Annotated in this window: 21 protein-coding genes; 9 read left to right on the top strand and 12 right to left on the bottom strand. The window is 69.4% G+C overall.

The window, feature by feature from the left end; genetic code table 11:
- Position 1: 1 nt before the first annotated feature.
- Positions 2-1,057: an iron ABC transporter substrate-binding protein gene (locus GXK59_RS15125; protein WP_160668002.1), complete on the bottom strand. Its 1,056-nt coding sequence runs from the start codon at positions 1,055-1,057 to the stop codon at positions 2-4.
- A gap of 166 nt (positions 1,058-1,223) precedes the next feature.
- Complete coding sequence (locus tag GXK59_RS15120) at positions 1,224-2,468, bottom strand: glycoside hydrolase family 76 protein (RefSeq protein WP_160668001.1); 1,245 nt, start codon at positions 2,466-2,468, stop codon at positions 1,224-1,226.
- Positions 2,469-2,722: 254 nt separating this feature from the next.
- Between GXK59_RS15120 and GXK59_RS15115 the strand changes: the two genes are divergently transcribed.
- Together GXK59_RS15115 and GXK59_RS15110 are read left to right on the top strand one after the other, a co-directional pair.
- Positions 2,723-3,550: an SDR family NAD(P)-dependent oxidoreductase gene (locus tag GXK59_RS15115; RefSeq protein WP_160667999.1), complete on the top strand. Its 828-nt coding sequence runs from the start codon at positions 2,723-2,725 to the stop codon at positions 3,548-3,550.
- The gene (locus tag GXK59_RS15110; RefSeq protein ID WP_237393911.1) at positions 3,547-4,773 is read left to right on the top strand and encodes an acyl-CoA dehydrogenase family protein; all 1,227 of its coding nucleotides are present in this window, start codon (positions 3,547-3,549) and stop codon (positions 4,771-4,773) included. The genes GXK59_RS15115 and GXK59_RS15110 overlap by 4 nt, the downstream gene beginning before the upstream one ends.
- Positions 4,774-4,782: 9 nt before the next feature.
- Here the strand turns inward: GXK59_RS15110 and GXK59_RS15105 are convergent, their stop codons facing one another.
- Together GXK59_RS15105 and GXK59_RS15100 are read right to left on the bottom strand one after the other, a co-directional pair.
- The gene (locus GXK59_RS15105) at positions 4,783-5,625 is read right to left on the bottom strand and encodes a DUF1684 domain-containing protein (RefSeq protein ID WP_160667997.1); all 843 of its coding nucleotides are present in this window, start codon (positions 5,623-5,625) and stop codon (positions 4,783-4,785) included.
- Positions 5,622-6,233, bottom strand: a complete 612-nt coding sequence (locus GXK59_RS15100; protein WP_160667995.1) for a TetR/AcrR family transcriptional regulator — start codon at positions 6,231-6,233, stop codon at positions 5,622-5,624. Before GXK59_RS15100 ends, GXK59_RS15105 begins: the two co-directional genes overlap by 4 nt.
- 116 nt (positions 6,234-6,349) lie before the next feature.
- Between GXK59_RS15100 and GXK59_RS15095 the strand changes: the two genes are divergently transcribed.
- From GXK59_RS15095 to GXK59_RS15080, 4 genes are all read left to right on the top strand, one after another.
- The gene (locus tag GXK59_RS15095; RefSeq protein ID WP_160667993.1) at positions 6,350-7,408 is read left to right on the top strand and encodes an acyltransferase family protein; all 1,059 of its coding nucleotides are present in this window, start codon (positions 6,350-6,352) and stop codon (positions 7,406-7,408) included.
- A gap of 118 nt (positions 7,409-7,526) precedes the next feature.
- Complete coding sequence (locus GXK59_RS15090; RefSeq protein ID WP_160667991.1) at positions 7,527-8,207, top strand: NADPH-dependent F420 reductase; 681 nt, start codon at positions 7,527-7,529, stop codon at positions 8,205-8,207.
- A gap of 151 nt (positions 8,208-8,358) precedes the next feature.
- Positions 8,359-11,175, top strand: a complete 2,817-nt coding sequence (gene ppc, locus GXK59_RS15085) for a phosphoenolpyruvate carboxylase (protein WP_160667989.1) — start codon at positions 8,359-8,361, stop codon at positions 11,173-11,175.
- A gap of 42 nt (positions 11,176-11,217) precedes the next feature.
- Entirely contained in the window at positions 11,218-11,523 is a 306-nt protein-coding gene (locus tag GXK59_RS15080; protein ID WP_160667988.1) for a hypothetical protein, read from the top strand.
- A 16-nt stretch (positions 11,524-11,539) separates the two neighbouring features.
- Here the strand turns inward: GXK59_RS15080 and GXK59_RS15075 are convergent, their stop codons facing one another.
- Positions 11,540-12,166 (bottom strand): DedA family protein, encoded by a 627-nt coding sequence (locus GXK59_RS15075; protein WP_160667986.1) that lies wholly within the window; start codon positions 12,164-12,166, stop codon positions 11,540-11,542.
- Between the two features lie 81 nt (positions 12,167-12,247).
- Positions 12,248-13,219, bottom strand: coding sequence for an RluA family pseudouridine synthase (locus GXK59_RS15070; protein ID WP_160669205.1), 972 nt, complete (start codon positions 13,217-13,219; stop codon positions 12,248-12,250).
- A gap of 123 nt (positions 13,220-13,342) precedes the next feature.
- Here GXK59_RS15070 and GXK59_RS15065 point away from each other — a divergent pair, with 123 nt between their 5' ends.
- Both GXK59_RS15065 and GXK59_RS15060 read left to right on the top strand, forming a co-directional pair.
- Positions 13,343-13,993, top strand: a complete 651-nt coding sequence (locus GXK59_RS15065; RefSeq protein WP_160667984.1) for an ArsR/SmtB family transcription factor — start codon at positions 13,343-13,345, stop codon at positions 13,991-13,993.
- A complete protein-coding gene (locus tag GXK59_RS15060) occupies positions 13,986-14,678 on the top strand; it encodes an SRPBCC family protein (RefSeq protein WP_160667982.1) in 693 nt (230 codons plus the stop codon). Before GXK59_RS15065 ends, GXK59_RS15060 begins: the two co-directional genes overlap by 8 nt.
- Before the next feature lie 163 nt (positions 14,679-14,841).
- Here GXK59_RS15060 and yczR read toward each other — a convergent pair whose 3' ends face one another.
- Positions 14,842-16,356 carry a MocR-like transcription factor YczR gene (gene yczR / locus GXK59_RS15055; protein WP_160667980.1) on the bottom strand — a complete coding sequence of 505 codons (1,515 nt, stop codon included), beginning with the start codon at positions 16,354-16,356 and terminating at the stop codon, positions 14,842-14,844.
- Positions 16,357-16,417: 61 nt separating this feature from the next.
- Here yczR and yczE point away from each other — a divergent pair, with 61 nt between their 5' ends.
- Positions 16,418-17,050 (top strand): membrane protein YczE, encoded by a 633-nt coding sequence (gene yczE, locus GXK59_RS15050; protein ID WP_160667978.1) that lies wholly within the window; start codon positions 16,418-16,420, stop codon positions 17,048-17,050.
- Between the two features lie 186 nt (positions 17,051-17,236).
- On the opposite strand, the gene GXK59_RS15045 is transcribed toward yczE, so the two are convergent.
- The 5 genes from GXK59_RS15045 to GXK59_RS15025 form a co-directional block, all read right to left on the bottom strand.
- Entirely contained in the window at positions 17,237-18,112 is an 876-nt protein-coding gene (locus GXK59_RS15045) for an Fpg/Nei family DNA glycosylase (RefSeq protein WP_160667976.1), read from the bottom strand.
- On the bottom strand, positions 18,105-23,168 hold the full coding sequence (locus GXK59_RS15040; protein ID WP_160667974.1) for an Lhr family ATP-dependent helicase: 5,064 nt from the start codon (positions 23,166-23,168) through the stop codon (positions 18,105-18,107). Before GXK59_RS15040 ends, GXK59_RS15045 begins: the two co-directional genes overlap by 8 nt.
- A 157-nt stretch (positions 23,169-23,325) precedes the next feature.
- Positions 23,326-23,958, bottom strand: coding sequence for a DUF4232 domain-containing protein (locus tag GXK59_RS15035; protein ID WP_160667972.1), 633 nt, complete (start codon positions 23,956-23,958; stop codon positions 23,326-23,328).
- A gap of 102 nt (positions 23,959-24,060) precedes the next feature.
- The gene (locus tag GXK59_RS15030) at positions 24,061-24,867 is read right to left on the bottom strand and encodes a YcnI family copper-binding membrane protein (protein ID WP_237393910.1); all 807 of its coding nucleotides are present in this window, start codon (positions 24,865-24,867) and stop codon (positions 24,061-24,063) included.
- Between the two features lie 129 nt (positions 24,868-24,996).
- Positions 24,997-25,638 carry a hypothetical protein gene (locus GXK59_RS15025; protein ID WP_160667970.1) on the bottom strand — a complete coding sequence of 214 codons (642 nt, stop codon included), beginning with the start codon at positions 25,636-25,638 and terminating at the stop codon, positions 24,997-24,999.
- Positions 25,639-25,707 lie beyond the last annotated feature (69 nt).

The following is a 25,707-nucleotide window of genomic DNA, read 5'->3' as shown; positions in this document are numbered from 1 at the left end:
GTTACAGCAGTCCTGCCTTGGTCATCAGCTCAGTGACCTTGGCGGAGTTGAGCTTGGCCGGATCCACCGTCGGTGCCTGCAGTTCCGGCAGCGGGACGAGCTTCTCGTTGGCCGGGACATCGGAGGCGATGGCGTACTCGAACGAGGTGCCCTTCTGCAGGACTTCCTGGCCCTTCTTGCCGGTGATGAACTTGACGAAGGCCTGGGCCGCCGCGGCATTCTTCGAGGACTTCAGCACACCGCCGCCGGAGACCGACACGAACGCGCCCGGATCCTGGTTCTTGAAGTAGTACGGGGAGACGTTATTGGAGTTCTCGCCGGTCTTGGCCTGGTCGCCATAGTAGTAGTAGTGGTAAATCAGGGCGGCGTCGACTTCACCGGCGTTGACCGCCTTCATGGCCGTGCTGTTGCCCTTGTAGGCCTTGGAGTTTTCCTTCATGCCCTTGAGCCATTCCTCGGTGGCGGCTTCGCCCTTGAGTTCGAGCAGGGCGGAGACGATCGCCTGGAAGTCGGCGCCGGACGGGGACGCCGCCCATTTGCCCTTCCACTCCGGCTTGGCCAGGTCCAGCATGGACTTGGGCAGTTGGCCTTCGCTCAGCTTGGCCTTGTCGTAGACCAGAACGGTGGAGCGGGCCGCGATGCCGGTCCACTTGTTCGTGGAGGGCCGGAACTCGGCGGGCACCTGCTCGACGGTGGCCTTGTCGACGTCGGCGAAGAGGCCGGCGTTTTCGACCTGGGCCATGGCAGGGGAGTTTTCGGTGAGGAAGACGTCTGCCGGGGAGGCCTGGCCTTCCTGGATGATCTGGTTGGACATCTCGGTGTCCGAACCCTGGCGCATGGTGACCTTGACGCCGGTTTCCGCGGTGAACGCGTCCACCCATTCCTTGGCCAAAGACTCATGCTGGGCGTTGTAGACCGTGATCTCACCGGAGATCTTGCCGTCAGCGGCGGCGCTGCTGCTGGGGGACGTGGAGGTGCCGGAGCCACAGGCGGCCAGGCCGAGCGCGGCAGTGGCGGCAAGTGCGATACCTGCCAGCGCGTTGTTGCGGATCTTCATGGGGCTGCTTTCTGGAGGGAAGGTCTTCGGAACCCTAGCCCCCTGTGAGCGGGGGAAGTTAGGGCATGCTCACTAGGAAAAACTGTAGGTTAGCCAAACCTAAGCAACCAAGCTGAGGGCGCCTTAAGTGACCAGGATCACATCAATTACGAAACTATTGCGTGACCTAATTGTCGGCGGGGGACTCGGCCGGGGACTCGGCCGGGGACTCAACAGGCGCAAGCTCGCCCCGTCCGGCGATGGAGGCAGCGGCTTCCAGCACCATCCAGGCCTGCAGCTGGGTGGAAAGTTCGACGGCGGCGCCCGCCGGGTAGCTGCGCCTGGCCGGCAGTTCGGGGCGGGGGGGGAACAGGATCCGGCCGCCCTTGCGGGCCAGCGGCTCCCGGGCCGACATAACGCGGCGGCCCTCCCAGAAGGCCTCGGCGGTGTCGTTCACGAGCGTCGCGGCCGTCGCCCGGGTCCCGGCGGGAAGCCGCTCGTCGACGGCGGCGAGGGCCAGGGACCGGACCAGGATGCCCGTGAACAGTCCGCCGTCGCCGGTGCCCTCGCAGCGCAGCACCGTGGCGCTGCGCCCCATCAGGGGCGCGGGTAGGGTCAGGCTGCGCGCCACCGACGCCACCAGTGAGGCTGCCCGGGCCAGGTTGGCCTCGCCGCCGAGCTCCAGCAGCGCGCCCAGGACGGGGCCCTGGTTGTAGGTGTAGATGGCGCTTTCCAGCACCACGTCGCCGCCGGGTGCGATCCGGAGGCCGTCCCGGTACATGCCCTGTTCGGGGTCGAACAGACGGGCGTCCAACCAGTCCAGCAGGGCCTGCGCCCTGGCCGGCTGCCCGGTGCGGGCGTAGTACAGCGCCACTGGCGCCGTGGCCGGCGTGTTCTTGAAATCCCGCTTCTTGCTCCAGAAAGTGCCGCCGCCGAGGTCGTCCGTGGACGCGGAATCGAACTGCAGCGTGAGGCTTTTCAGGACCTTGGCGTTGCGGCGGCGTCCGGCCTCCTTGCGGCTGTCCCGGGCCAGGTTCTCCAGCCGCAGCGTGGACAGTGCCAGCCACGCCATGTCGTCGTAGTAGTTGTTGACGACGGTGAGGAAGTTGCGGAACCGGATCCCGGTGACCAGCCTGGAGGCGAGCCGGCCGGCGCTGGGCCGGTTCCCGCCGTCGAACCGCATTTCCGGACGGCCCTCAGGTCCCAGTTCGCGCCGCCCGGTGTCCACGAGGCAGTCCACGTAGTGCGCCTGCCACCAGTAGTGCCAGGGCCGGGCCAGGTTCTTCAGCCGGCCCGAGGGGCGCACGGTTGCGGCGATGTGGGTCCCCGGCAGGAAGAAGAGCCGCTGCCCGAACAGCCGGGTCACCGAGCGGGCCGCCTCGTCAGCCCGGAACGACCAGTTGGGTGCGGTGGAAAGGTCTGCTGGGGTCATGGTTCCAGCCTAGTAGCGGCAGTGCGTCCGGGGTGTGATCGTTGCTGCGTCTCGGGCGGTGATTTGGGAGGCGGTTCGGGAGGCGATTCGGGGCCGGCGGCGGGGATGTTTGCGCTGCCCCAGGGGCGGCGCCGCGGGGTGAAGGTGCGGAATGCCGGCATTCCAGTTAACATTCACTAACTAATGTTCCCAGTCGGTTCGTGACGCTGCACACAGTGTCGTGGCGGGTTCCGGTTCCACATCAAGGAGGATGCATGGACATCAAAGGTACAGTCGCGCTGGTTACGGGCGGGGCCTCAGGCCTCGGGGCTGCAACGGCGCGCCGCCTGTTCGACGCCGGCGCCTCGGTGGTCCTGGTGGACCTGCCTCGCTCCGCCGGGCAGGCCTTCGCCGCCGAGTTGAACGCCCGCGGGAACGTCCAGACAGGAGCACCCGGCGCCGCGCTGGAGCCGGCCCGCAAGGCCGTCTTCGTGCCCGCCGACGTCACCAGCGAAGCCGAGGTGCAGGCTGCCGTCGACGCCGCCGTCGCCCTCGGCCCGCTGCGGATCGTGGTCAACTGCGCCGGGATCGCCACCCCCGGCAAGGTCCTGGGCCGCGACGGCGTGCTGCCGCTGGAGACCTTCAACCGCGTCATCCAGATCAACCTCGTGGGAACCTTCAACGTCATCCGCCTTGCAGCGGCCGCGATGGCAGCCACCGAGCCTGCCGTGACCGGGCTCGGCGGCCCGGAGCGCGGCGTCATCATCAACACCGCCTCCGTCGCCGCATTTGATGGCCAGATCGGCCAGCCTGCCTACGCCGCCTCCAAGGGTGCGGTGCACGCGATGACGCTGCCGATCGCCCGGGAACTCGCCCGGTCGCTGATCCGGGTGGTGACCATCGCACCGGGCATCTTCGAGACGCCCATGATGGCCGGGCTGCCGCAGGAAGCGCAGGACTCCCTCGGGCAGCAGGTACCGCACCCGTCGCGGCTGGGCCGGCCCGCCGAATACGCGAACCTTGCCGCGCACATCGTGGACAACGCCATGCTCAACGGCGAAACCATCCGGCTCGACGGCGCCATCCGGATGGGGCCGAAATGATGCAGGCCGGACTCGCCGCTTCGCCCGGGGCCGTTGATTCCGTCGCGGGGCTGCCGACCGCCGACTTCTTCGGCTTCGAGTCGATGCTCAACGCCGCCGAGCAGGCGAAGATGGCCGAACTGCGGGAGTTCCTGGCCCGCGAGGTGGCGCCCTTCGCCGGTGAATGGTGGAACAAGGCCGAGTTCCCCGCGCAGATCCTGCCGAAGCTGGCCGCCCTCGAGCTCAGCGCACCGGCCCAGCGCGGCTATAGCAATCTGTTTGCGGGGCTGGTCATCGCCGAAATGACGCGGGTGGACACCTCGCTGGCGACCTTCTTCCTGGTCCACCATGACCTCTTCGTGGAGGCGCTCTACGGCTTCGGCTCCGAGGAGCAGAAGGCGCGGCTGCTCGATGACGCCGCGAACCTCCGGACCACCGGGGCGTTCGCGCTGACCGAGCCGGAGCACGGCTCGGATGTGGCCGGCGGCATGGAAACCAGGGCACGGCGGGTTCCCGGCGGGGCGCCTGACGGCGGCGACTCCTGGGTTCTCAACGGTGCCAAGCGCTGGATCGGCAACGGCACGTTCTGCGACTACATGCTCGTGTGGGCCCGCGACGAGGCCGGCGGCGGCATCCGCGGCTTCATCGTGGACGCGACCCTGCCCGGCGTAAGCCGGAGCCGGATCGAGAACAAGATCGCGCTGCGCACGGTGCAGAACGCCGACATCGTCTTCACGGACGTGCCGGTGGCCGAGGCGGACCGCTTCGCCGGGATCAACAGCTTCGAGGACACCAACGAACTGCTGCGCGGTTCGCGGATCATGGTCGCCTGGCAGGGCGTTGGCCAGCAGCTGGCCGCGTTCGACGTCGCCCGGCAGTACGCCGTCGAACGCCGGCAGTTCGGGCGGCCGCTGGCGAAGTTCCAGCTGGTCCAGCAGCAGCTGGTCACCATGCTTGGCAACGCCGTGGCGAGCATGGGGATGATGGTCCGGATTGCCCAGCTGCAGGATGCGGGCGCCGCGGACATGCCGCAGGTGGCGCTGGCGAAGTCCTATGTGAGCGCCCGGATGCGCGAAACCGTGGCGATGGGCCGGTCCCTGCTGGGCGGCAACGGGATCGTGACCGACTACCGGATGGCCAAGATCTTCGCCGACGCCGAGGCGATCTACACCTACGAGGGCTCGTTCGAGATCAACACGCTGATCGTGGGACGTGCCGTGACCGGAGTGTCCGCGATCGTCTAGAACTGGTGTCTAGAACAGGGCCGGCTCTTTCTCCCCGGCCTCGATCCGGTAGTCCAGGCTGTTGTTCTTCACCGGCATGGGGCACGTGCCGTACGGTGTGAAGGCGCTGGGGTAGTTGATGGCCCGGTTGAAATCCAGGCTGACCGTGCGGTTTCCGAGGGCGTCGACGCGCGGGCGGGCCGTGGACACCTTGCGCCACTCATCTGTACTTTCCCCGTTGGTCTCATCGTGGAACGTGACCGTCAGGGCGCCGAGCTTTTCCTCCTCGGCCTGCAGGTGGAACTCGTGGTCCTTGCCGGGGAGCCGGAACACGAGCTCGCCCACGGAACGGTGGACCCCGTCCACCAGCGGGTTGGCTGTGCCGATGGGGACGTCGACGGGCTCCGGATACGGGACAAACCGGGCCTCGACCACGAGGTCCGGGCGGAAATCGAAGGTCGGCACGCCGTCGAATTCCGTCAACACCGGGGACTTGGAATCCCGGGTGCGCACGGCGTACCTGTTGGCGCGCATTGCCAGTTCGACTACCACCTGCCGGCCGTCCGCGCCGCCGTACCGGACCCACATCAGGGACTCCTCATTGGACAGCGCCGCGCTGACGGTGCCCTCCACGGATTCGCCGGTGTCCACGAGGGTGAGGCCCTCGGCCGCGGCGGCGGTGAGGAACGCCGTCGTGCCGTCGGTGGACCAGAGCCCGGGGGCGAGGTCGACGGCGGCAGGCCGGTCCTCCAGCCACTGGAAGGAGGTCAGTGTCAGCCAGCCGTACTCGCTGGCGAGGGCCGTGTTGCGGCTGTTGCGGAAGCGCTGCCAGCGGGCGAGCTGGGCGTCAGGGGCGGGATGCGTCGCGTTCAAGGGTTCCTCCCGAGGCTGGCGGCGACAAGTTGTGATGCGGTGTCGCGGGCGGCGGTGGCCGCCGCCGGATCGGCGTCGAGCACGCCGCTGGCGAGTCCGCCGTCGAGCACCAGGGTCAGGCTGCGGGCGAGCTTGTCCGGATCCGGGGCGCCGGCCTGGACGGCGAGGTCACGGATCCAGGCCCTGATGTGCTCCTTGTGGGCCACCGTCCGTTCGTGGACGCGGGTTCCGGAGGCGGACTCGGCCGCGGCGTTGATGAAGGCGCAACCGCGGTAGCCGTCGCGGCGGCAGGCGCTGGCCAGGGCGTCGAACAACCCCACGAGCTGGGCCGCGGCGTCAGGCCCGGCGGCATCCGCCGCGGCCTGGAGCTGCCCGGTCCAAACCCTGTCCACCTTCTCCAGGTAGGCCAGGATCAGGTCGTCCTTGGCCGGAAAGTACTTGTAGAACGTGGCCTTCGCGACGCCGGATTCGGCGATGATCGTATCGATGCCGGCGGCGCGGAGCCCCTGGGCGTAGAAGAGCCGGAACGCCGTGGCAAGGATCTTTTCCCGCGCCTGCCCGGCGGCCGTCCGGACGGCCTGCGGTGTCCTGTTGGCGGTCGGAGTCATGGTTTCATGCTACACAGACAAGTCTGTCTACGGTTGCCTCCGGAGGACCCGTTCTTTGCGAAATCCAAGTAGTCAGTACTGTTGGCGGCAATTCCATTGGCCAATACGTTTGGCGCATGACTTCTGCCGTCGCCACGCCGTCAGTTTCCGTCCGGCGTCCAAGTCCGCGCCTCCGGGTGGCTCTTGACGTTATCCGTGCACTGTCCGCCGTCTACGTCGTGATCCATCACGTCGTGGTCAACTCGACCATGACCGGCCTGCCGCAGGTGGTCTTCAAGTACGGACCCCAGGCTGTTATTGTCTTCTTCCTGCTTAGCGGATTCGTCATCTTCGCCAACGAAAGCACCCGGGTGCAGAAGAGTGTCACGTCCTATTATTTGCGCCGATTGCGCCGCATCTACCCGCCGTTGCTGGTCGCGTTTGCTGTATCAGCACTGGTTGCCTGGCTGGACGGCACGCTGGTCCGCGATTTCTCACCCCTGACGCTGGGGCTGAACTTGCTTTCCCTCCAGGATCTTGGGGATTTCAAGCCGGGCGTTATTGCCTACCCGTTCCTGGGAAATGGTCCTCTCTGGTCCCTGTCATATGAAGTGCTTTTCTACTTGGCCTTTCCGCTGATCATGAGTGCCCACCGCCGCTCCGCCGGCCTGTCTTTGGGGATCGTAGGAAGCTGGTCCGTGATCGGCTTCGGCACCTACGTCGTGGCACCCAACCACTTCTCCCTGGTCTTCGCCTACATGCTCACGTGGTGGGCCGGAGCCGTGATTGCCGAGCTCTACGGTTCGGACCGGCTCAGCCTCCGGGCCGTGGTGCCTGTTGGCTGCTGGCTGGTGGCGCTGTGCGCCGTTGCCGGTGCCGGGGTTGTGCTGAACCGGCACCCGGAGATGGTGGAGATCCTGAGGCTCTCACTGAATCTTTTTGTGTTCGCCCTGGCCTGCGTTGCCGCTTCGACCACCGTTCTGGCGAGATATTTCGTCCGGGTTGCCGCGCCCTTGGCGGTCCCGGCCGCATTTACCGCCTCGATTTCCTACGGCCTGTACGTGTTCCACTTTCCCCTGCTGGTTCAGTGGGACTTCGCCAAGACGCCGCTTGGTCTCGCTGTAGCGGCGGTGCTGCTCCTGGTCATATCGGTGGTGGGCGACCGCTCCCTTGAGCGATGGATCCCCAAGCCGTAGCCGGGCATCCACTCCGAGTGAACGCTGGCCTCCTTGCCGTAGACAGGTCTGTCTGATAGCGTCTTGCGCACCGGTAGACGAACCTGTCTACTCCACCGCTTTGTTGAGTGAGGATGCCATGAAGATCGCTGTACTGGGAACCGGCACCGTGGGCCGCACGATCGCCGCTGCGCTCGCGGGCCTGGGCCACGACGTCGTCATCGGCACCCGCGACCCGCAGGCAACCCTGGCGCGGACCGAGCCCGACGTAATGGGAACAGCGCCGTTCGCCCAGTGGCATCAGTCCCACGGGCAGGTCGACGTCGCACGCTTTGCCGACGCCGCTGCCGGGGCCGACCTCGTGGTCAACGCGACCAACGGCGTCGGCTCCCTCGCGGCGCTCACGGCGGCCGGCGCAGCGAACCTCGCCGGCAAGGTGCTGGTGGATATCGCCAACCCCCTGGACTTCCGGCATGGCATGCCGCCGGTGCTGAACCCGGTGAACACCGACAGCCTCGGCGAGGAAATCCAGCGCACCTTCCCGGACATCCGGGTGGTCAAGACCCTCAACACCATGAACGCTGCCCTCATGGTGGAACCCGGGCGCGTGGCCGGCGGGGACCACTCGGTCTTCGTCTCCGGCAACGATTCCGACGCCAAGCGGGACGTGGCCGCGCTCCTGGCGAGCCTGGGCCACCGGGACATCATCGACCTGGGCGACATCACCACGGCCCGCGGCGCCGAGATGATCCTGCCGATCTGGCTGCGGCTCTGGGGTGCGCTCGGAACAGCGGACTTCAATTTCAAGATCGCCCGCTAGGACCTTCAAGCCGGGGGCGGGTGCGCCGACACTATCTGAGACGGATTCCCCGCCGGCCGCGGCGGCGGGTAGCATCCTGTAGGAAGAACGTAACCCGGCTCACAGTATCCAGCGCAGTGTACGAGCCAAGTCCTCCCGAAAGATTGTCTCCATGGCTGACACTGCAACGAATTCCGGCACCGACCTCGCCTCCGAACTGCGCGCCGACGTCCGCCGGGTCTCCACCCTCCTCGGCGAATCCCTGGTCCGCCAGCACGGTCCCGAGCTCCTGGACCTCGTCGAGCAGGTGCGCCTGCTGACCAAGGAGTCCAAGGAAGCCGCCCGTGGCGGCGCGGACGCCACCGGTCCGTGGAGTTCGTACGACGTCGTCGCCCAGGTCCGTGAGCTGCTCGGCTCCCTGCCCCTGGACCAGGCGACCGACCTGGTCCGCGCGTTCGCGTTCTACTTCCACCTGGCGAACGCCGCCGAGCAGGTGCACCGGGTCCGCGGGCTGCGCACGCGGCAGGAAAAGGACGGCTGGCTGGCCAAGGCCGTCACCGACATCGCCGGCCAGGCCGGCACGTCGGTCCTGCAGGAAGTCGTGAATGAACTCGACGTCCGGCCCATCTTCACCGCCCACCCCACCGAAGCGTCCCGCCGCTCCGTGCTGGACAAGGTCCGCCGGCTCTCGGACATCCTCGCCGAGAGCACAGCGGAGGGCACCTCCGCCCGCCGCCGCCAGGACCGCCACCTCGCCGAAGTGATCGACCAGATGTGGCAGACGGACGAACTCCGCCAGGTCCGGCCCACCCCGGTGGACGAGGCCCGGAACGCGATCTACTACCTCACCGGCATCCTGGGCGACGCCCTGCCGGAGATGCTCGCGGACCTCTCCGATCTGCTCGGCGAACACGGCGTCACGCTCCCCGCGGAGAGGGCTCCCATCCGCTTCGGCTCCTGGATCGGTGGCGACCGGGACGGCAACCCCAACGTCACCGCAGCCGTCACCCGCGAAATCCTGCAGATCCAGAACCAGCACGCCGTCCGGATCAGCATCGGCCTCATCGACGGGCTGATCTCCATCCTGTCCAACTCCACGGCGCTCGCCGGGGCTGACCAGGAGCTGCTGGACTCGATCGACGTCGACCTCCAGAACCTGCCGGGCCTTGACCGCCGGGTCCTCGAACTGAACGCGCAGGAGCCCTACCGGCTCAAACTCACCTGCATCAAGGCCAAACTGCTCAACACCGCCCGGCGCGTCTCGGCCGCGTCGGCGCACGAGCACGGCCGTGACTACACCGCCACCGCGGAGCTCCTCGCCGAGCTGGGCCTGCTGGAGCGCTCGCTCCGCAACCACCACGCCGCGCTCGCCGCCGACGGCGCCCTTGCCCGGACCCGCCGCGCCATCGCCTCCTTTGGCCTGCATCTGGCCACCCTCGACATCCGCGAGCACGCCGACCACCACCACGACGCCGTCGGCCAGCTGATGGACCGCCTCGGCGGCCCCGGCGTCCGGTACGCGGAACTCAGCCGCCCGGAGCGGCTCGAGGTCCTGGGCTCCGAACTCGCCTCCCGGCGCCCGCTCTCGGGCCACCCGATCAAGCTCGACGGCGTCGCCGACGGCACCTACGACGTCTTCCGCGAAATCCGGCGGGCGCTGCGCACCTACGGCCCGGACGTCATCGAGACGTACATCATCTCGATGACCCGCGGCGCGGACGACGTCCTGGCCGCTGCGGTGCTGGCCCGCGAAGCCGGGCTGGTCAGCCTCTTCGGCGCAGCCCCGTATGCCAAAATCGGCTTCGCGCCGCTGCTGGAAACCGTGGAGGAATTGCGGGCCTCGGCCGAAATCGTGGACCAGCTGCTCTCCGATTCCTCCTACCGCGAGCTGGTCCGGCTGCGCGGCGACGTCCAGGAAATCATGCTCGGCTACTCGGACTCCAACAAGGAATCCGGCGTCATGACCAGCCAGTGGGAGATCCACAAGACCCAGCGCAAACTCCGGGACATCGCAGCGAAACACGGCGTCCGGGTACGCCTCTTCCACGGCCGGGGCGGCTCCGTGGGCCGCGGCGGCGGGCCGACCTACGACGCCATCATGGCCCAGCCGAACGGGGTGCTCGAAGGCGAGATCAAGTTCACCGAACAGGGCGAGGTCATCTCGGACAAATACTCGCTGCCCGAACTCGCCCGCGAGAACCTGGAGCTCTCCCTCGCGGCGGTCATGCAGGGGTCCGCGCTGCACCGCACCCCACGCACCTCGGAGGACCAGCGCGAACGCTACGGCCACGTTATGGAGACCATTTCCGACGCCGCTTTCGCCCGCTACCGGACCCTGATCGACGACCCGGACCTGCCCGCCTACTTCATGGCCTCCACCCCGGTGGAACAGCTGGGGTCCCTCAACATCGGCTCCCGCCCGTCCAAGCGGCCCGATTCCGGCGCCGGGCTCGAAGGCCTGCGGGCCATCCCGTGGGTGTTCGGCTGGACCCAGTCGCGGCAGATCGTCCCCGGCTGGTTCGGTGTCGGCTCCGGGCTCAAGGCCGCCCGCGAGGCCGGCAACTCCGCCCAGCTGGTGGAGATGATGGACGGCTGGCATTTCTTCCGCTCGGTGCTCTCCAACGTCGAAATGACGCTGGCGAAGACGGACCTGGACATCGCCGGCTACTACGTCTCCACCCTGGTGCCGGAGAAGCTCCACCACCTCTTCCATGCCATCCGGGCCGAATACGAGCTGACCGTCACCGAGATCCAGAACCTGACCGGCGAGGACCTCCTGCTCGACGCGCAGCCCACCCTGAAGCGCTCACTGGAGATCCGCGACCAGTACCTCGACCCGATCAGCTACCTCCAGGTGGAACTGTTGCGCCGGGTGCGTTCCGAGGCCACAGGGGAGGGCATGCCCAACGGCGGGATCGATGAACGCCTCCAGCGCGCCATGCTCATCACCGTCAACGGAGTCGCGGCGGGCCTGCGCAACACCGGCTAGGCCCAGAAGGGGTCCGGCGGCCCGTCCCGCTAGGGTGGTTGCATGCCGTCGTTCCAGACCAGACTGAAGATCACCGGACTCAAGCCGGGCAACCCGCCGGAGGCCGTGATGGCCGCGGCCGTCGAAGCACTGGAGACGCGGCACCACGTCGAAGCGAACCAGCTGGACCTGGCCGGCGGGGTCCCGCAGCTGAACCTGCGCTTCCTCGTTGAGCCCACCTCCTACAGCGGCGAGAACCGCCAGGCGCTGGAGTCGGCTGCGATGATGCGCGACGCCGTCGAACGCGTTGCGGTCACCGGGAACCTGTTGGTGCTCCGCCGCAACCGCGGCCGCTGGGCGCCCGTGTAAGTGCCGGGCACCGGCCTCAGAAGTCCAGTTCCTCGTCGGGGCCGTCCACGACGGGGGAGCGGTTGCCGCGCTTCCTGGTGACGATCACACCCACGGCGGCGCCGATCACGATCCCGACGCCGACGCCGATCAATGAGCTCACCCAGAACGGCAGCCCGGTGGCGGCGCCGGTGGCATACCCGAGACCGACGGACCACGCGGCCCAAAGAAGTCCACCCAGGGCCGCGCAAAGGCTGAAGCCGCGGGTGGAGACGTTGGCGATGCCCGCCGCGGCAGTCGTCGCGAGGCGCCCGCCGGGAATGAAGCGGATTCCGATGATGGCCCCGTAGGTGGTGGACCGGCCGGCCTTCCCGATTGCTGTGTGCACGGCCTGATGGAACGCGCGGCCCCACCGCCAGCGGTCCAGGACATGGCTCAGGCGCCGTTTGAAAAGCTGGAACACCAGGATGTCGCCGAGCCAGGACGCTCCGGCGGCGAGGAAGACCACCAGGAAAGCGTTGGCGCGGCCGATGGCGGACAGCGCACCGCCGGTAATGACCACCATTTCGGACGGGATGGGCGGGAAAATGGCATCGCCCATGACCACCGGGATGATCCAGAAATAGATCGTGTCCCCCCAGCTGTCAGCGTTGCCGAAGTCCATGGGCACAAGGTACCGCACTTCCGGCCGGACGCCGGTCCATGACGGGCTGCCGGCCGGCCCGGAACTGGTTCCCTGGCGGGCCTAGCGGGCTTCGCTGAGCTCCAGCCCGCTGCCGTACTCCACCGGCACCCCGGTGATCGGGTCCACGAACCGGATGCCGCGGGCGAGGAGTTGGAGCGGCTTCGAGTAATCGTCCGGCGCCTTGTCCAAAAGCTCCGGGTAGAAGGCGTCGTTGACGATCCCCAGCCCCAGCGAGGCCATGTGCACCCGGAGCTGGTGGGTCTTGCCCGAGTGCGGCTCCAGCCGGTATACGGCGCGGCGGGTGGCGGCGTTGGGGGCTCGCAGGGCAGGGGCGCCGGCCGTTTCCGGGGCGGGGCCGTCGAAGGTCCGCAGCCGCTCAATCCTGGTCTCGGCGTTGGGTTCGCCGTCGATCACCTCGGCGAGCAGGTAGCTGCGGGACTTGGTCATCCGGTTCCGGACCACCACGGGGAAGTCGACGGCGGGGTGCCCGGGAGCAGGCTCGGCCGCGGCCACGCACTCGTACTCCTTCTGGACCTGGCGCTTCTCAAAAAGCACCTGGTACTTGCCCCGGGTCTCGGGATTCGTGGAGAGCAGCAGGATTCCGGCGGTCATGCGGTCCAGCCGGTGCATGGGAATGAGGTCCGGGAGGTTCAGCTGGTTCCGGAGCCGGACCAGTGCCGACTCCTGGATGTAGGTGCCGCCCGGGGTGGTGGGCAGGAAGTGCGGCTTGTCCACCACGAGGAGGTGCTCGTCCTGGTGCAGGATGGTCAGTTCCACCGGGATCCGGACCTCCGGCGGCAGGGTGCGGTAGTACCAGATGAAGGTGTGGTGCCGCAGCGGGGTGGCGCGGTCCAGGGGGATGCCCGCCTCGCCCACGATCTCGCCGGCGTCGAAGCGGTCCTCGATGCCCTGCGGGTCGATGTGGCCCCAGCGGTGCATCATGTAGTCCATCGCGGTGTCCCAGGGCCCCTCGTCCGGGAGACGGAGGCGGGTCGCGTTGACGCCGTCGCGCACGGGAAGGGGGGATTGCATCACCGGTCCATTCTACTTTGCCGGGGGTGGCGCACCCTTCGCCGGCGACCTCGGCGCACTACTCCTCCGCCGACGGTAAAAAAGTTCTTGACAAATAAAACTGTCGGCAGCGACACTGGAAGCATGTTGGACATCGAAGTGATCGAAGACCCCGCGGCCGCGGAGGCGTCCCTGGACCCGATCCGGACCCGCATCCTGATGGAGCTCGCCGAGCCCGGCTCGGCCACGCAGCTTGCCGCGAAAGTCGGCCTGCCGCGGCAGAAGGTGAACTACCACCTCAAGGCCCTGGAGCGGCACGGGCTGGTGGAGCTTGTCGAAGAGCGGCGGCGGGGTAACGTCACGGAGCGCATCCTGCGTGCGAGCGCGGCCTCCTACCTCATATCCCCGGCGGCACTGGCGTCCGTGGCACCCGACCCGCACCGGTTCTCGGACCGCTTTTCGGCCTTCTGGCTGCTGGCGCTGGCCGGCCGCATGGTCCAGGAGATGGGCCAGTTGATCGCCGGCGCCGCCGCGGCCAAACAGCCAGTCGCCACCTTCGCCATCGACGGCGAGATCACCTTCCGCACCGCCGCGGACCGGGCCGCCTTCGCCGAAGAACTCGGCGTCGCCGTGACCCGGCTCGTGGACGAATACCACGACGGCGGACCGGGGTCCGGCGCCACCGCGGGCGGCGGTCGCAAGCACCGCCTCGTCGTCGCGCTTCACCCGTCGCTCAGGACACCACGCAAGGCATCACCCGGAACCCCCTCAGCTAAGGAGCAGGACAATGACTGACAAGCGAAACTTCGAAATTATCGTGGACACGGAACTGCCCGGCACCCCCGAGCGGGTCTGGGAAGCCGTCACCGCGGGCACTCCGGCATGGATGTTCCCCACCGACGAGTGGCCGGCAGTGCGAACAGTTGATGAGTACCCGGCCCACCTCGTGTCCCGGATGGACGGCCCGGACGGCTGGTTCAACCAGCTGGAACACGTGCTGGAACCGCTCGACGGCGGCCGGGCCCGGCTGCACTACGTCCACAGCGGCATCTTCGCCGAGGACTGGGACCAGCAGTACGACGGCGCCAGCAAGCACACCGCGTTCTACCTCCACACCCTGGGTCAGTATCTGAAGTACTTTGACGGCAGGCCCGTGGTTTTCACCGACGTTCAGGCTCCGCCCTCCTCGGCGACGCCGGACGGCTTTGTCCGGCTCAGGAAGGCCCTGGGCATCGAGGGGACGGCGCCTGGCCGCGCCGTGGAACTTGAGCTCGACGGCGTCGGAACGCTCTCCGCGGAGGTGGACTTCGCCAACGAGAACTTTCTCGGCCTGCGCACCGCGGATGCGTTGTACCGTTTCTTCGGACGCAACGCCTTCGGCGCTCCGGTCGGGATGACGGTCCACGACTTCAGCGGCAGCGGGGACTCTGCGGCCACGGCGAAGGCCTGGAGCGGCTTCCTCGAGAAGGTCTACGCCTAGCGGATCCGCAGCTCCTGGCCGCGAGGGCGACACCGAAAGTCACGAGCGACACTCCAAATTCCTGGCGACGCCGGAATCCGGGCGCGCCAGGAATTTTTCGCCTCGTGGAGAAGTAGCCGCGTCGCCGGGCCGTGCGCTCGGGTCTGCCCTCACCGCGTGAGGCTCAGGCGATGGCCGCGGCTGGCGTCGACCCGAGGCTGCGACGCAACTGCGGGGAAGCCTCCAGCCGGTCCTGGGCGGAACGCAGTGCCGCCACCGCGGTTTCGAGCTGCTCCGGGGGCAGGGTGAACGGCACCCGGAGGTAGTGCTCGAAAGCGCCGCCGGTGCCGAACCGGGGCCCGGCCGCGAGTCGGATGCCGAAGTCCGGGGCCACCACGGCAAGGGCCGTGCTGATCGGGGCCGGGAGCCGGCACCACACGGACAGCCCGCCGTCGGGCCGTTCGCTCTGCCAGCCCGGCAGGTGTCCGGCGATAAGGTCCAGCAGCGTGTCCCTGTTGTCCCGCAAGGAGGCCAGCCGTGCCGGGAGTGGCTCGGAGAGGGCGTTGACCAAGTGGGCCGCCGCTAGCTGTTCCACCACCGGGCCGCCCAGGTCCATGGTGGTGCGGGCGGCGGCGAACCGCTGGATCAGCGGCTCCTCGGCCCGGATCCAGCCGGTCCGCAACCCGGCCCAGTGCGACTTGCTGAGCGAACCGATGGCGACGACGGCGGGGCTGAAGGCTGCCAGCGGAGTGGACTCGGCGCCGTCGAGGTTCACCTCCCGGAGCGTCTCGTCGACCACGAGGACAGTGCCGGCTGCGGTGGCAGCGTGGACCAGCCGGCGCCGCTGGGCATCCGACATCAGCCGCCCGGTGGGGTTGTGGAAGTCCGGGACCACGTAGGCCATGGCGGGCCGCTGCTGCATCAGGGCGGTCTCGATCGCCTCCAGGTCCCAGCCGGGCCGGCCGCCGGAAGCCTGCCCCGGGCGGGTGGCCGTATGGGCCGCGGGCATGGCCACCGGAACCAGCCGGCAGCCCGCGGCCCGGATGGCGTCGAGCGCGTTGGGGTAGCTGGGATGCTCCACCAGGACCTTGTCAGACCGGCCGGCCAGGGTGCGCAGCACGATGTTCAGCGCGTGCTGCGCGCCGGACGTCACGAGAATCTGCTGCGCGGTGGTGGGCACGCCGGCTGCCGAATAGTGCCCGGCAATGGCGTCCCGCAGCGGTCTCACGCCGAGGGCGTCGTAGCCGAAGCCGGGCAGCAGCGCCGGAAGCTCGGTCAGGGCCGAGGCGAATGCCCGATGGACCACCTCGCCGCTGGCCGGCAGCGAGGCATAGGCGAGGTCGAGAATTCCGTCCGGAACGGCCAGGCCCGGAGCGCCGCTGAGGCTCGCCCCGCCGCCGCCGCTGCGGCCGCCGACCGGAATGGTCTGCGGGATACACGTCCGGCCGCGGCTGCCCTGCCCGCTGCTCAGGAATCCCTGCTCGCGCAGCAGCGAGTACGCGGCGGTGACGGTGGTCCGGCTGATGCCGAGCGTCGCGGCCAGGGCCCGTTCGCTGGGCAGCGCAACCTCCAATGGCACGCGGCCGTCAAGGACCAGGAGGCGGATGACGTCGGCCAGCTCCCGGTAGGCGGGGGCTGCGCCGAGGTTCCAGTCGCCGAGCAATCGGGCCAGCGAACTGGGGTTCAGGGATCCGGGCATAGGGCCAGTATTTCAAACTGGCTATGGGATGCAAGGCCAGTTTTCCGGGAGGATGGGTTGCATGATGACCCGCAGGCTCCTTCAGCTCCTTATCGGCCTCGCCATGTACGGCATATCCCTGGCAATGTTCATCCGCGCCGGCCTAGGCCTGGACCCCTGGGATGTGTTTCACCAGGGCCTCGCGGTCAAGACCGGGCTCAGCATTGGCACGGTGGTGGTGATCGTGAGTTTCCTCGTGCTGCTCCTGTGGATTCCGCTGCGCCAGTGGCCGGGTGTCGGCACCCTGTGCAACGCCGTGCTGGTGGGCGTTTTCGCCGACGTCGGACTGGCGCTGATCCCCGAAATCTCCCACCTCGGAGGGCAGGCCGGGATGCTCGCAGGGGCCATCGTGCTCAACGGAATCGCCTCGGCCTGCTACATCGGTGCCCGGCTGGGACCCGGTGCGCGGGACGGCCTGATGACCGGACTCGCCCGCCGCACAGGCTGGTCCGTGCGGACATCCCGGACCGGCATTGAAATCGTGGTCCTCGCCGCGGGCTGGCTGCTCGGCGGCTCCGTCGGCGTCGGGACCGTGCTCTACGCCCTGGCGATCGGGCCGCTCGTGCAGCTCCTGCTGCCGCGGTTCACCGTGCCGGAAGAGAAGAAGCCCGCGCTCGTGGTGGTGGCAGCCGATCCGGCAGTCGCCGGCCCCTGAGCCGCACACCCCAGGGCCGCAGTCCCGAGCTGCCGCTGCATCACGTCCTGCAGGTTGACGATGCGGGAAGTCCTTGGCGACGCGCAGAGTGCCGCTCGCTACCGGAATTCGGTGGGCGTCAGGTAATTAGCGCGTCGCCAGCTCATTGCCGCGTCGTGACCTCATCGCGCCGCACCCTGGACGCATCTATCCCGCACTCACGCCGGCACCCGGCAGCGGCTGGCACGTCGGACAGTAGTAGATGTCCCGCTCCTCGGTACCCGTGGCCTTGGCGAGGACTCCGCGCCGCACCGGTGTCCGGCACTTCAGGCACGGCTGGTGTTCGCGCCGGTAGACCCAGTAACCGGGCAGCCCGGAAGTCCGGCCCACGGCAATGCCGCGCTGGTTCAGGACCGTGGTCCGGCGGCCGGCGCCCAGGTTTGCCTCCAGCAGGAGCTTGGCGTCGGTGATCATGGCCGCCACGTCAGGCACGGCCGAGACGGGCGCCCCGGGGTGCACCCCGGAAAGGAAGCAGGCCTCGCAGCGGTAGATATTGCCGATCCCCGCCAGGTTTCGCTGGTCCAACAGCGCGACGCCGATCGGGACGTCCGGAGCGGCCCGGATCCGCCGCTCCGCCTCGGCGAGGTCCCAGTCAGGTCCCAGCAGATCCGGACCAAGGTGGCCGACCACGGAGTTTTCCTCGGAGCTGCGTACCACTTCGAGGACGCCGAGCGAGAACCCGACGGCGTCTGCCCTGGCGGTGCGCAGCACGCAGCGGGCGGTGAATCCCGGCTTCCGCCACCGGCCGCCTGGCGGGTAGACCTGCCAGGTGCCTTCCATCTTGAGGTGGGAGTGGATGGTCAGCCGTTCCGGTTCCGCCGGGCTGCCGGCACCTGGCCGTGCCGGGGCCTCCAGCCGCATGAGCAGGTGTTTGCCACGCGGTACCACCTCGGTCACGGTCCAGCCGCCGAGTTTGAGGGTGGCGAACCGCGGAACGCGGAAATCGGAGGAGATGAGCTGCTGGCCCGCCAGAGCAGCATGCAGCTGGGCGCCCGCGCGGAAGACCGAATCGCCCTCAGGCACGGATCCTCAATCCCTTGGGCGTGGAGTAGGCCCCGGCGTACGCCAGTGCGGCGGCGACGGGAGTATCAAGGATGCCGTGGCCGTTGACCTTTTCCATGATCAGTTTGTCCACCGCGCCCCGCGTCACCACGCTGACCAGCGCCGCTCCGGCCGCAGCCAAAACCTCCGTGTCCTCGCTGAAGGCCAGCAGGGTCTTGCCGCCGCGTTCCACATAGAGGACCAGAGCGCCGTCGACCAGGACCACCAGGGCTCCGGCCTTCCGGCCCGGGCGGTGGCCGGTCCCGGCCTCGACGCTGAGGGCAGGCCACGGCAGGGCGGCGCCGTAAGGATTGGCGGGGTCCGTCGCGGCAAGGGCCAGGGCCACCGGCTCGGGCTTGTGAAGCTGGGTGTCCTCGGCGTACGACCGCAGCCGGTCCACAGTTGCGGGAACGGCAAACTGGGCCGCGCCAAGGTGCTCGATGAAGTACCCGCGCCGGCACCGGCCGGCTTCCTCCAGCCGGGCCAGGACCTTGTACATCAGGCCGAAGCCGCCCAGGATGTTCTCGGCCATGACCGAGCCGCGGGTGACCACGCCGTACCGGTCCAGCAGGAGTTCCGCAGTGGCCCGTGCGTGGATGGTGGCGTCCAGTTCGGGTGCGGGGAGGGCGGACCAGCGGCCAGCGGCCAGCGGGGGAGTGGGTGCGGTGCCGCTGGCGGAGCCGTACCGCCCGCCGGTCAACCCGGGGGACCCGAGCAAACCGGTGCCGTGGGAGCGCCCGAGCCGGCTCAACCTGGGGGCCCTGGCCCGCGGGGCGCGGGCGACCTGCCGGTGGGCCGTGTGGCCGCCGGCAATCATCGCCCGGACCGGGGCGAAGGTGTCGCCCGTGATCCGGCCGGCCCAGGCGAGGTCCCAGAGCGCGGAGATGACGTCCTGGTCGCTGAGCACCGAATCCATGCCGCCGGCAACCTCTGTCAGTTGCCGGAAGAAGTAGCCGCCGCCGTTGTTGTGCAGGTGGTCCAGCAGCCGCTGCTGCGCGTCACCGGGCTCGAAGTCGATCGCCGGGTTCAGGGTCAGCTCGGCCGAATCGGCCAGGTGCAGGCTGACCCATCCGTCGTTGCCGGGGAGCGCTCCTGCACCGGACCAGAGCACTTCGCCGGCCGCCATGAGCTCGTCGAGCATGGCGGGCTGGTAATCGGCCACCCGGCTGGCAAGGACCAGTGGTTCCCAGGCCGATGCCGGAATGGGCACACCGGACAGCTGGTCGACGGCGGTAATGATCCCGTCCAGTCCGCGCAGCGCCGACTGCCCGCGCTTGCCCGGGACGCGGACGTTCTGCCACGCCGGCAGGAAGCGGCCATAGGCGGCGGCATCCACGGGCTCCACCTCGGCGCGCAGTGCGGCGAGCGAGCGGCGGCGGAGCCTGCGCAGGACTTCGGCATCGCACCATTCGCTGACGCCGGCCAGCGACGGCGCCGTGGGGGCGCCGGTGGGTTGGGTCCCGACGGCGGCCGCCTCACCGTCGTCGGCCTCCGGTGCCGTCGACGGCGGGGGTGCGGCGTGCGGGCGGAACTCGCCTTCCACGACACGCCCGTCCGCGGCGAGCCGCTTCAGCGCCGTGCCGACGACCGCGACGCCGAGTCCCAGCCGGGCGGCGGCCTCGGCGGAGGTGAACGGCCCGTGGGTGCGGGCATAGCGCGAGACGAGGTCGCCCAACGGGTCAGCGACCGGCTCGATGAAGGCAAGCGGCACGCCCATCGGCAACGGAACGCCGAGGGCGTCGCGCAGCCGGGCGGCATCCTCCACAGCGGCGTACCGCTCGGCACCCCCGACGTTGACCTTGATGGCGCGGTTGGCGCGCTGGAGCGCCACGAGGTGCGCGGCGGCATCGGCAACCGGAGCCTCGACAGCGTCGACCACCGGCTCGGCGACCGATCCTTCAAGCCCGGCCGCCGGGGCCGACTCGCCGGCCGGTTCCAGCCGGGCGGCGACTTCCTCCGGAGCCAGCGGGCCCAGCAGGCGGAGCAGGTCCGCGACCCCCTCCAGCCCGCGGACCTTCCGGTCCGGGGCGAGCCGCTGCAGTTCCTGCTCGGTGGCGTCAATGACCTTGGCATCGAGCAGTTCACGCAGCTCCACGCGGCCGAGGAGCTCGTTGAGCAGGGTCGAATCCAGCGCCAGGGCGGCGGCCCGGCGCTCGGCCAGCGGGGAGTCGCCCTCATAGAGGAACTGCGCGACGTAGCCGAACAGCAGGGACTTGGCGAAGGGGGAGGGCTGCTGGGTGGTGGTCTGCAGGATCCGCAGCTCGCGCCGCTCGATGGACGCGGCGATGTCCTTCAGGGCCGGAAGATCGTAGACGTCCTGCAGGCATTCCCGGACGGTCTCCAGGACGATCGGGAACGTGGGGTACTTCCGCGCCACGTCCAGCAGCTGGGCGGAGCGCTGGCGCTGCTGCCACAGGGGCTGCCGCTTGCCGGGGTTCTGCCGGGGCAGCAGGAGTGCCCGGGCGGCGCACTCACGGAACCGGGAGGCGAAGAGGGCACTGCCGCCGACCTCCGCGGTCACAATCTGTTCGAGTTCCTCCGGGTCGAACATAAACAGCTCCGCCCCGGGAGGTTCGTCCTCCATCATGGGCACGCGCAGCACAATGCCGTCGTCGGCGGCCATCGCGGAACCGTCCATGCCATAGCGCTGATGCAGCCGCTGCCCGACGGCGAGGGCCCACGGCGCGTGCACCGGCATGCCGAACGGGCTGTGCAGCACCACCCGCCAGTCGCCGAGCTCGTCGTGGAAGCGCTCCACCACCAAGGTGGTGTCACTGGGGACCACCTCGGTGGCCAGCTTCTGCTCGGCGAGGTACTGGATCAGGTTGTTGGCGGCGAAATCGTCCAGGCCGCTGGCTTTGCAGCGTTCCGTGGCCGGCCCGACGTCGGACGCGGACAGTTCGCGCATAAACGCACCCAGGGCGCGGCCGAGGTCCACCGGGCGGCCGAGGGAGTCGCCCTTCCAGAAAGGGAGCTTCCCCGGTTGGCCGAACGCGGGGGAGACCAGGACCCGGTCATGGGTGATGTCCTCGATCTTCCAGCTGGTGGCGCCCAGGGCGAACACGTCACCCACCCGGGATTCGTACACCATTTCCTCATCGAGTTCGCCGACCCGCCGCCCGCCCTTGGCTGCGGCGGCGGCCGGGCTGGCCGCCCTGCCGTCGCCGCTCGCGGAACCCGGGGAGCCGGAGCCTTCGACGTCGGTGCCGATGATGTAGACGCCGAAAAGCCCGCGGTCCGGGATGGTGCCGCCGGAGGTGACGGCCAGCCGCTGGGCCCCGGGCCGGCCTTCGATGGTGCCGGCGTTGCGGTCCCAGATGATCCGGGGCCGCAGCTCCGCGAACTCGTCCGAGGGATACCGGCCGGCGAGCAGGTCCAGCGTGGCTTCGAACGCGGAGCGGGGGAGCGAGGCGAAGGGCGCTGACCGGCGGACCGTGGAGAACCAGTCCTCCACATTAATGGACCCCAGGGCCGTGGCCGCGACGGTCTGCTGGGCCAGGATGTCCAGCGGATTCGCGGGGACGTAAAGCCGTTCGATCTTGCCGGCCAGCATCCGTTCCACCGTAATTGCCGTGTGCACAAGATCTGCCCGGTGCTTGGGAAACAGCACCCCCTGGGAGATCTCGCCGACCTGGTGGCCGGCGCGGCCCACCCGCTGCAGCCCGCTGGCCACGGACGGCGGGGACTCCACCTGCACCACGAGGTCCACGGCGCCCATGTCGATGCCCAGTTCAAGGGATGACGTGGCGACGACGCAGCGCAGCCGGCCGGATTTCAGGTCATCCTCGATCAGGGCGCGCTGGTCCTTGGAGACCGAGCCGTGGTGGGCGCGGGCCAGGACCGGATCGGCGCCGGCGGTGCTGCCGGCCTGGGCCATCATGTGCGCCGGCGTGGAGGTGGACGCCGGCGCGGCGACGGAGGCCGGCAACGCGGGAGCGCCGCCGGCCGGTGCCCCCGACGGCACGGACTCGAAGTCTGGAGCCCCGGCGCCAAACTCGCCCCAGCCGCCGCCGGCGGCCATCAGCTGCCGCTCGGCGTAGATCTCGTTGAGCCGGGCGGTAAGGCGCTCGGCGAGACGGCGGGAATTCGCGAACACAATCGTGGACTGGTTGGCCAGCACCAGGTCCACGATCTTCTCCTCCACATGCGGCCAGATCGAAGCCTGGGGCTGCAGCCCGGACGCAGGGCCGGAGTCGAAGGCGCCGGCCGCGCCCTGCAGATCGGACATGTCCTCCACCGGGACGGAGACCGTTAGGTCCCAGGTCTTTTTCGATGGCGGGGCCACAATTTCCACCGGTGCGGAGCCGGCGAGGAACTGCGCCACCAGCTCCTTGGGCTCCACGGTGGCCGAGAGTCCGATCCGCTGGGCGGGCTTCGGGAGCAGCGCGTCGAGGCGTTCCAGGGACACGGCCAGGTGGGCGCCGCGTTTGGTGCCCGCGACGGCGTGGACCTCGTCGACGATGATGGTGTCCACCTCGCTCAGCGTCTCCCGCGCCTTCGAGGTGAGCATCAGGAAGAGGGATTCGGGCGTGGTGATCAGGATGTCCGGCGGGTTGCTCAGCAGCGAGCGGCGGTCCGACGCCGGGGTGTCCCCGGAACGGACGCCCACGGTGATCAGCGGTGCGGGCAGGCCGAGGCGTTTGGCGGTCTGGGTGATGCCGATCAGCGGGGCGCGCAGGTTGCGTTCGACGTCGACGCCGAGCGCCTTGAGCGGCGAGATGTAGAGCACCCGGGTTTTGCGTTTGGGTGCCTTGCGCCGGGCGCCCTTGACGGTGTCCAGGCCGGGCAGCCCCTCGGGTTCGGCCGGCGTTGCGGCGAGCAGCCGGTCCAGCGCCCAGAGAAAGGCCGCGAGCGTTTTGCCGGAACCGGTGGGGGCGACCACGAGCGCATGCGCGCCCGAGGAGATCGCATTCCAGGCGCCGTTCTGGGCCGGGGTGGGCGCGGTGAAGGCACCCAGGAACCAGTCCCGGGTTGGCCGGCTGAACCGGTCCATGGCCTCGGCCGCGAGTGTGCCGCCGGAGAGCTCCTGCCCCTTCATTCCTCCATCATGCCTTACGGCAGTGACAGTAATTGGCGGGCGGTCTCAGGGAGCGGATTCCGGCCGCCCTGGACGGCCGGGACCCCCGCGAGGTGAGATTTCACGCCGATGATGCGTGCGCGCATGGGCAGGAAATATCACCTCGGCGTTAGCGGGGCTACTTGGCCGTGAACGCCCCGATGGTCAACACGTTGATGCCGGCGTTGCTGCAGGCGTCATGGGGTTCGGCGATGAACAGGGACGCGGTGTCCTCTGGCGGGTAGATCCGGAAGCCGGCCGCCGGAACGACGGTGCAGTCCGAGTAGTTGCGTGCCTGCGTGTAGCGCAGCGTGGCGGTTCCGGCCTGCCCCGGTGCGAGCAGCACGTCGGTGGCGGGTGTGGCCTCGTCACGTGCCGCGGGGGCGCCGATCGGTTCGCCGTTCGCATCCGCGGTGAGGGAGACGCCGGCAAAGCCCAACAGGCGGCACGGCTCGGCGCCGGAATTCGTGAGGATCAGCTGCATGTAGACACTGCCGGCCGCGCCGCCGCCGGTGGCATCGGTGGTTGCGGTCAGGCCGGCGGCCTTGCACAGTGCGGGCCCGGCCGGGGTGGATGCTGCCGGTGCGGGCGTCGCAGAGCTGGGCCCCGCGGCTGCGGCGGCGGACTGGCTCGGGGAGCTGGCGGCGGAGGACGCCGGGGTGCTGGAGGTCTGGGACTGCGGGGTGCCGGCGCCGCAGCCGGCGAGGAAAAGCGCTGCCGCGGCTGCCGCCGTCGTGAATACCAGTCTGTTGTTGATTCGCTGAGCCGTCATGGCACCACCTTCATGCCCGATGGGGCCGGAGTCAACGATGCCACGACGGCGGCGCCCGATTGGTGCCCGGATTGTGATTTCCGAAGCATCAATCGAGGTCAGCTACTCCTTGGGCGCGGACTTGGGATCGGAGGTGGGCGCGGTGGACGCCGCCGGCACACGGACCGGAACCGGCTTGCTGCTCCGGCTGCGGGCCAGGGCGAGGCCGCCGAGGGCGAGCCCGCCGACGCCGGCCACCAGTCCGGCCCAGCTGCGGGCCTGGGTACCGTCGTCGTTCACGGCAGCGGCCTGGACCGTCTCCGGTGCGGCGTCCGGGGTGCTGGCCGCATGGGCGTTGTGCCCGTCAGCCGCAGCGGCCGCCGTGACGGTCACGGACGGCGCCGGCGCCTTGAGCGAGTGCGGGTCCTGCCCCTCGGCGGGGAGCTGCGACCAGTCGGTCTGGCCCACCTCGCAGTTCTGCAGGGTGGGGAAGTACAGGGTCTTCCCTGCTGCGTCGGGCAGTTTCACCGAGAGCACGAGGGCATCGCGGAGGGCGGGTTCCAGCGGCGCCTTGGCGGTGTAGACGATCTGGCTGGTCCGCTTGGTGATGGACGTGCCGTCGGCGAGCTTCTTCGGTTCGGCCAACTGCTCGGTGACTTTCGCGGCTGTCCAGTTGGGGTTGACCGTCGGCTGGGCATCGTTGAGTTCGGCGGGGAGGGTGATGGTCACCTTCGTGGTGCCGGATTCCTCGCAGCCGTGGGGGATTCCGAACGTCAGCAGGGCGTAGGAGTTCGCGTCGGTCTTGTCCGGGGTGACGCCGACGTGCGCCGAGGCGGCGGAAATGCCGGCGAGCATCAGGGCTGCGGTTCCCCCCGCCACAGCTGTGGCAGTGAGGGTGCGGCGCAGGACGGAGGTGGAGGAAGTCTTCACAGGGGTTGCCTTTCAGGCGTGTGCGCAGCCCAGCGGCAGGCGCACAAAATGGGGGAAGGGTGGCACGGCAATGCCGGTGACCTGGTCCAGGTGTTGGGAACAGGCGCGCGGCCGCGGCCGGGAAGAGAGTCAGGAAAATACGACGCCGGCGGGCGGCCCGCGGCGGCAATCCCGCCGGAGGTTCCGCCACGGCAGCGGCGCGGACTCCGCCGGCCAGCCGGTGACTGCCGGACCCGCGACGGCGTCGGGCGCCACGGCAGCGGGGAGCCGAAGCAGCGGGCGGAGCCAGGCCGCCAGCGACCACAGCGCGTCCTCGCCCCTGGCGAGGAGGCCGGCGCAGAGGAGCGTCGCCAGCGCGTGGCCGGCCAGCATCAGCACGGACAGCAGCGAAAACTGCAGGTCCGGTCCGGACGCCGCGAGTGTGCTGTCAGCACCGACGGTGAGGTGAGCCGAGGCGACGTGGTGCGGCGCGGCGTCGGCCGCAGTTCCGGACGCGGAGCCGCCGAGGGCGGGGCCGCTGAAGGCCGTGAAGGCCTCGTGCAGCACGAGTTGCCCGGCGCCGAGGATCCCGGCCAGGGCCGGGAGGTTGAGTTTGAGCCGGGCCGCGGTGGTGGCGGCCAGCCCGGTGAGGGCGAGCAGGGCCAGCAGGATGCCGGGGGGAGGAAGCTGACCGCCGGCCAGGGTGTGCGCGCCCGCCGCAAGGGACAGGGCGGTGATGGCCACCATGGCTGAGCGCAGGGCGTGGAACGGTGCTCTGGCGGCTGTGCGCACGGAACACTCCCTTCACCAGCGGCGGCCATGGTTGCCCCCGCGGGCGTTGCCGGCTGCGGGAGGTCCCCC

The sequence above is a fragment of the Pseudarthrobacter sp. ATCC 49987 genome (assembly GCF_009928425.1).
Lineage (GTDB): Bacteria > Actinomycetota > Actinomycetes > Actinomycetales > Micrococcaceae > Arthrobacter.
The sequence above is the reverse complement of the archived record's forward strand: the minus strand, read 5'-3'. Positions and strand labels throughout refer to the sequence as shown.

Bases quoted from the DNA above. Each gene is read 5' to 3' on its own strand.
- GXK59_RS15125 (WP_160668002.1), bottom strand. From the start codon at position 1,057: ATGAAGATCCGCAACAACGCGCTGGCAGGTATCGCACTTGCCGCCACT.
- GXK59_RS15120 (WP_160668001.1), bottom strand. From the start codon at position 2,468: ATGACCCCAGCAGACCTTTCCACCGCACCCAACTGGTCGTTCCGGGCT.
- GXK59_RS15115 (WP_160667999.1), top strand. From the start codon at position 2,723: ATGGACATCAAAGGTACAGTCGCGCTGGTTACGGGCGGGGCCTCAGGC.
- GXK59_RS15110 (WP_237393911.1), top strand. From the start codon at position 3,547: ATGATGCAGGCCGGACTCGCCGCTTCGCCCGGGGCCGTTGATTCCGTC.
- GXK59_RS15100 (WP_160667995.1), bottom strand. From the start codon at position 6,233: ATGACTCCGACCGCCAACAGGACACCGCAGGCCGTCCGGACGGCCGCC.
- GXK59_RS15095 (WP_160667993.1), top strand. From the start codon at position 6,350: ATGACTTCTGCCGTCGCCACGCCGTCAGTTTCCGTCCGGCGTCCAAGT.
- GXK59_RS15090 (WP_160667991.1), top strand. From the start codon at position 7,527: ATGAAGATCGCTGTACTGGGAACCGGCACCGTGGGCCGCACGATCGCC.
- ppc (WP_160667989.1), top strand. From the start codon at position 8,359: ATGGCTGACACTGCAACGAATTCCGGCACCGACCTCGCCTCCGAACTG.
- GXK59_RS15080 (WP_160667988.1), top strand. From the start codon at position 11,218: ATGCCGTCGTTCCAGACCAGACTGAAGATCACCGGACTCAAGCCGGGC.
- GXK59_RS15075 (WP_160667986.1), bottom strand. From the start codon at position 12,166: ATGGACTTCGGCAACGCTGACAGCTGGGGGGACACGATCTATTTCTGG.
- GXK59_RS15070 (WP_160669205.1), bottom strand. From the start codon at position 13,219: ATGCAATCCCCCCTTCCCGTGCGCGACGGCGTCAACGCGACCCGCCTC.
- GXK59_RS15065 (WP_160667984.1), top strand. From the start codon at position 13,343: ATGTTGGACATCGAAGTGATCGAAGACCCCGCGGCCGCGGAGGCGTCC.
- GXK59_RS15060 (WP_160667982.1), top strand. From the start codon at position 13,986: ATGACTGACAAGCGAAACTTCGAAATTATCGTGGACACGGAACTGCCC.
- yczR (WP_160667980.1), bottom strand. From the start codon at position 16,356: ATGCCCGGATCCCTGAACCCCAGTTCGCTGGCCCGATTGCTCGGCGAC.
- yczE (WP_160667978.1), top strand. From the start codon at position 16,418: ATGATGACCCGCAGGCTCCTTCAGCTCCTTATCGGCCTCGCCATGTAC.
- GXK59_RS15040 (WP_160667974.1), bottom strand. From the start codon at position 23,168: ATGAAGGGGCAGGAGCTCTCCGGCGGCACACTCGCGGCCGAGGCCATG.
- GXK59_RS15035 (WP_160667972.1), bottom strand. From the start codon at position 23,958: ATGACGGCTCAGCGAATCAACAACAGACTGGTATTCACGACGGCGGCA.